This is a genomic window from Spirillospora sp. NPDC046719 (assembly GCF_040645715.1).
Lineage (GTDB): Bacteria > Actinomycetota > Actinomycetes > Streptosporangiales > Streptosporangiaceae > Spirillospora.
Genome location: NZ_JBEYYT010000597.1, coordinates 1 through 4,680 on the forward strand (window position 1 = coordinate 1; position 4,680 = coordinate 4,680).

The window sequence follows — 4,680 nt, forward strand, 5'->3', positions numbered from 1 at the left end:
CGTCGCGCTGCAGCTGACGAACATCCTGCGGGACGTCCGCGAGGACCGGCTCGGCGGCCGCGTCTACCTGCCGGCCAAGGACCTCGCGAGGTTCGGCTGCACGCTGGACCAGGACGCGTCCGGACGGTTCACCGACCCGCCGGAGCAGCTCGCCGCCCTGGTCCGCTTTCAGGCGGAGCGCGCGGGGGAGTGGTACGCGACGGGGCTGCGGCTGCTGCCGATGCTCGACCGGCGCAGCGCCGCGTGCACGGGGACGATGGCCGGCATCTACCGGCGGCTGCTGCGGCGCATCACCGCCGACCCGGCGACCGCGCTGGCGGGCCGCATGTCCCTGCCCGCGTGGGAGAAGGCGGCCGTCGCCGCGACGGCGCTCACCGGGATCCGGCGGTGAGCGCCCGGGGGAACGTCGCCGTCGTCGGCGGCGGGCTCGCCGGGATCAGCGCCGCGCTCGCCCTCCTGGAGGCGGGCGTGCGCACCACCCTCTACGAGGCGCGTCCCCGGCTCGGGGGCGCCACCCACTCGTTCGACCGCGACGGCCTCACCGTCGACAACGGGCAGCACGTCTTCCTGAAATGCTGCACCGCCTACCGGGGGCTGCTGGACCGGCTGGACGCGCGGGACCTCGTCCGCGTCCAGGACCGCCTCGACATCCGCGTCCTCACCCCGGACGGGCCGGCCGGGAGGCTGCGCCGCGCGAAAGCGCCGGGGCCGCTGCACCTGCTGCCCGCGCTTGCCCGGTACCAGCTGCTGTCGCCCGGCGACCGGCTGCGGGCCGTCCGCGCGTCGCTGGCCCTGCAGCGCCTCGACCCGCAGGACCCGGACCTGGACGGGCAGGCGATGGGCGGCTGGCTCGCCGCCCACGGCCAGCGCGAGCGGGCCCGCACCGCGCTGTGGGAGCTGTTCCTGATCTCGGCGCTGAACATCGGCGTCGACGACGCCGCGATGGGCCCTGCGACGATGGTGTGCCGGCAGGGCCTGCTCGGCCGCTCCGACGCCGCCGACATCGGCGTCCCGACCGTCCCGCTCGGCGAGCTGCACGGCTCGATCGCGGCGAAGCGGATCGAGGAGCTCGGCGGGCGCGTCCGCCTGAAGGCGAAGGTGTCGGCGGTCGACGCCGGGCCGAAGCTCGTGGTGGACGGCGAGCCGGTCGCCGCGGACGCCGTCGTCGTCGCGGTGCCGCACCGCGCGGCGGCCCCGCTCGTCCCGGCGCAGGCGTGCCCGGACCGGGGCCGCTGGGCCGGCCTCGGCTCCAGCCCGATCATCAACGTGCACGTCGTCTACGACCGGCCGGTCATGGACGTGCCGTTCGCCGCCGCCGTCGGCTCGCCCGTGCAGTGGGTCTTCGACCGCACGCCGACCAGCGGCCTCGTCCGCGGCCAGTACCTCGCGGTGTCGGTGTCGGCCGCCGACGGCTGGATCGACACGCCCGCCGCCGACGTCCGCGCCGCGTTCCTGCCCGCCCTGGAACGGCTCTTCCCGGCCGCCCGGCGGGCCCGCGTCACCGACTTCTTCGTCACCCGGGAACGCCATGCGACGTTCCGCCAGAGCCCCGGCAGCGGCGCGCTGCGGCCCGCGTCCGCGACCCGCCTGCCCGGGCTCTTCCTCGCCGGCGCGTGGACCGACACGGGCTGGCCCGACACCATGGAGGGGGCAGTGCGCAGTGGACTGACCGCCGCCCGGCTGGTCCGGCGGCACCTGGACGGGGTGAGCGGCCGATGACCGCAGTCCCCGGCTCGATCACCGACGGGCGCGCGCTCGTCGACGAGGCGATGCGCGCCTGCGTGGACCGCCTCGACCCGGCCAACCGCCGCGTCATCGCCTACCACCTCGGCTGGACCGACGCCGAGGGCCGGCCCGCCGCGGCGGGCGGCAAGGCGCTGCGCCCCGCGCTGGCGCTGCTGTCGGGGCGCGCGGCCGGCGCGCCGCCGGAGCACGCCCTGCCCGGCGCCGTCGCCGTGGAGTTCGTGCACGCGTTCTCGCTGCTGCACGACGACATCATGGACGGCGACCGGACCCGCCGGCACCGCCCCGCCGCGTGGACGGTCTTCGGCGCGGCGGCCGCGATCCTCGCCGGCGACGCGCTGCTGGCGCTGTCGGAGGAGCTGCTGCTGGAGCACCACACCCGCGGCGCGCACTGGGCGGCGGAGGCGCTGACCGCCGCCACCCAGCGGCTCATCTCCGGTCAGGCCCTCGACATGGGGTTCGAGAAGCGCGCCGACGTCACGCTCGACGAGTGCCTGACGATGGCGTCCGACAAGACCGGCGCGCTGCTGGCCTGCGCCAGCTCCATCGGCGCGATGCTCGGCGAGGCGCCCGCCGAGCTGGTCACCGCCCTCACCGGCTACGGCACGGAGATGGGCCTGGCGTTCCAGCTCGTCGACGACCTGCTCGGCATCTGGGGGAGCCCGGAGACGACCGGCAAGCCGGTGCTGTCGGACCTGCGGGCCCGCAAGAAGTCGCTGCCGGTGGTCGCCGCGCTGACCGCCGGGACCCCCGACTCCGCGCGGCTGGCCGAGCTGTACGCCGCGCCCGGCGACCCCGCCGAGGCCGACCTGAGGGAGATGGCGGAGCTGGTCGAGGCCGCGGGCGGCCGCGCCTGGGCCGAGGCCGAGGCGGACCGCCGCGTCGCGCTGGCCGCCAAGTACGTGGGCGACGTGGAGATGGACGACGCGGTCCGCGCGGAGTTCCGCGACATCGCGCTCTTCGTCACCGCCCGGGACCACTGAGCGGCGGGACCCGCACCGGGACGCGGACACCCGTCAGAAAGCAGGATGCCGAATGACCACGACGGAAGCCCCCGGACTCACCGAAGCGGCCGCGGCCGCCGTCGAGGCGGCCCGCGACCACCTGCTCGGCCTGCAGTCGGCCGAGGGCTGGTGGAAGGCCGAGCTGGAGACCAACGTCACCATGGACGCCGAGGACCTGCTGCTGCGCCAGTTCCTCGGCATCCGCACCGAGGCCGAGACCGCCGCGGCGGCGCGCTGGATCCGCTCGCAGCAGCGCGCCGACGGGACGTGGGCGAACTTCTACGGTGGACCACCGGACCCGTCCACCACCATCGAGGCGTACGTCGCGCTGCGGCTGGCCGGCGACGCCCCCGAGGACGAGCACATGCGCAAGGCCGCCGCCTACGCGCGCGAGGCCGGCGGCATCGAGGGCAGCCGCGTGTTCACCCGCATCTGGCTCGCGCTGTTCGGCCAGTGGTCCTGGGACGACCTGCCGGTGATGCCGCCGGAGCTGATGTTCCTGCCGAGCCGCGTCCCGCTGAACGTCTACAGCTGGGCGTGCTGGGCGCGGCAGACGATCGTGCCGCTGACCGTCCTCGGGTCGCTGCGGCCCGTCCGGTCGCTGCCGTTCGACCTGCCGGAGCTGCGCGCGGGCCGGCGCCCCGTGCGGAAGGCGACCGGCTGGGGCCGGGCGTTCAACACCCTGGACCGGTTCCTGCACGTCTACGAGAAGCGGCCGGTGGCGCCGCTGCGGAAGGCCGCGCTGCGGCGCGCGGCCGAGTGGATCGTCGCGCGGCAGGAGGCGGACGGCTGCTGGGGCGGCATCCAGCCGCCGTGGGTGTACTCGCTGATGGCGCTGAGCCTGCTCGGCTACGACCTCGACCATCCGGTGATGAAGCGCGGCCTCGCCGGGCTCGACCGGTTCACGATCGAGGACGAGAAGGGCCGCCGCCTGGAGGCGTGCCAGTCGCCGGTGTGGGACACCGTCCTCGCGATGAACGCGCTGTCGGACGCGGGCGCCCCCGCCGGCGACCCGGCGCTGCTGCGCGCGGCCCGCTGGGTCGTGGGCGAGGAGATCCGCGGGCCGGGGGACTGGTCGGTGCGGCGGCCGGACCTGCCGCCGGGCGGGTGGGCGTTCGAGTTCGACAACGACCTGTACCCCGACACCGACGACACCGCCGAGGCGATCCTCGCGCTGCGCCGCTCCGGGCTGCCCGAGGCCCGCGGGCCGATCGACCGGGCCGTCCGCTGGATGGCGGGGATGGCGTCGAAGGACGGCGGGTTCGCCGCGTTCGACGCCGACAACACCCAGGAGCTGTGCACCAAGCTGCCGTTCTGCGACTTCGGCGCCGTCATCGACCCGCCGTCGGCGGACGTCACCGCGCACGTCGTCGAGGCCCTCGCCAAGGAGGGGCACGCGGAGTCGCCCGTCACCAGGCGGGCGGTGGTGTGGCTGCTGAAGGCGCAGGAGCCGGACGGGTCGTGGTTCGGCCGGTGGGGCGCCAACCACGTCTACGGCACGGGCGGCGTGGTGCCCGCGCTGATCGCCGCGGGCGTCCGCCCGGACAAGCCGCCGATCCGCCGCGCCGTCGCCTGGCTGGAGCACCACCAGAACCCCGACGGCGGCTGGGGCGAGGACCTGCGCTCCTACGACGACCCCGCCTGGATCGGGCGCGGCACGTCCACCCCGTCGCAGACGGCCTGGGCGCTGCTGGCGCTGCTCGCCGCGGGCGAGCGGTCACCCGCGGTCGAGGCCGGGGTCCGCTGGCTCGTCGAGAACCAGCGCCCGGACGGCACCTGGGACGAGGACCAGTTCACCGGCACCGGCTTCCCCGGCGACTTCTACATCAACTACCACCTGTACCGGCTGGTGTTCCCGATCAGCGCCCTCGGCCGCTACCTGGGGCGGGACCGGTGACGAGGCCCGTGGTGTGCGCGGCGCTCGCCCTCGAGG

General features: G+C 75.9%; 4 protein-coding genes. All 4 read left to right on the forward strand.

Going from position 1 to position 4,680, the window contains the following annotated elements; translation table 11 throughout:
- Positions 1-391, forward strand: a 391-nt coding sequence (locus ABZ914_RS46845) for a squalene/phytoene synthase family protein (RefSeq protein WP_500201113.1), incomplete at its 5' end; no start/stop codon positions are given.
- On the forward strand, positions 388-1,719 hold the full coding sequence (gene hpnE, locus ABZ914_RS46850; protein ID WP_500201114.1) for a hydroxysqualene dehydroxylase HpnE: 1,332 nt from the start codon (positions 388-390) through the stop codon (positions 1,717-1,719). The genes ABZ914_RS46845 and hpnE, both read left to right, overlap by 4 nt.
- Positions 1,716-2,726 (forward strand): polyprenyl synthetase family protein, encoded by a 1,011-nt coding sequence (locus tag ABZ914_RS46855; protein WP_190867459.1) that lies wholly within the window; start codon positions 1,716-1,718, stop codon positions 2,724-2,726. The genes hpnE and ABZ914_RS46855 overlap by 4 nt, the downstream gene beginning before the upstream one ends.
- Before the next feature lie 52 nt (positions 2,727-2,778).
- The gene (shc, locus tag ABZ914_RS46860; RefSeq protein ID WP_500201115.1) at positions 2,779-4,644 is read left to right on the forward strand and encodes a squalene--hopene cyclase; all 1,866 of its coding nucleotides are present in this window, start codon (positions 2,779-2,781) and stop codon (positions 4,642-4,644) included.
- Positions 4,645-4,680 lie beyond the last annotated feature (36 nt).

What these genes read in the sequence shown, in the direction of transcription:
- ABZ914_RS46855 (WP_190867459.1), top strand. Translation starts at nt 1,716, where the DNA reads ATGACCGCAGTCCCCGGCTCGATCACCGACGGGCGCGCGCTCGTCGAC.
- shc (WP_500201115.1), top strand. Translation starts at nt 2,779, where the DNA reads ATGACCACGACGGAAGCCCCCGGACTCACCGAAGCGGCCGCGGCCGCC.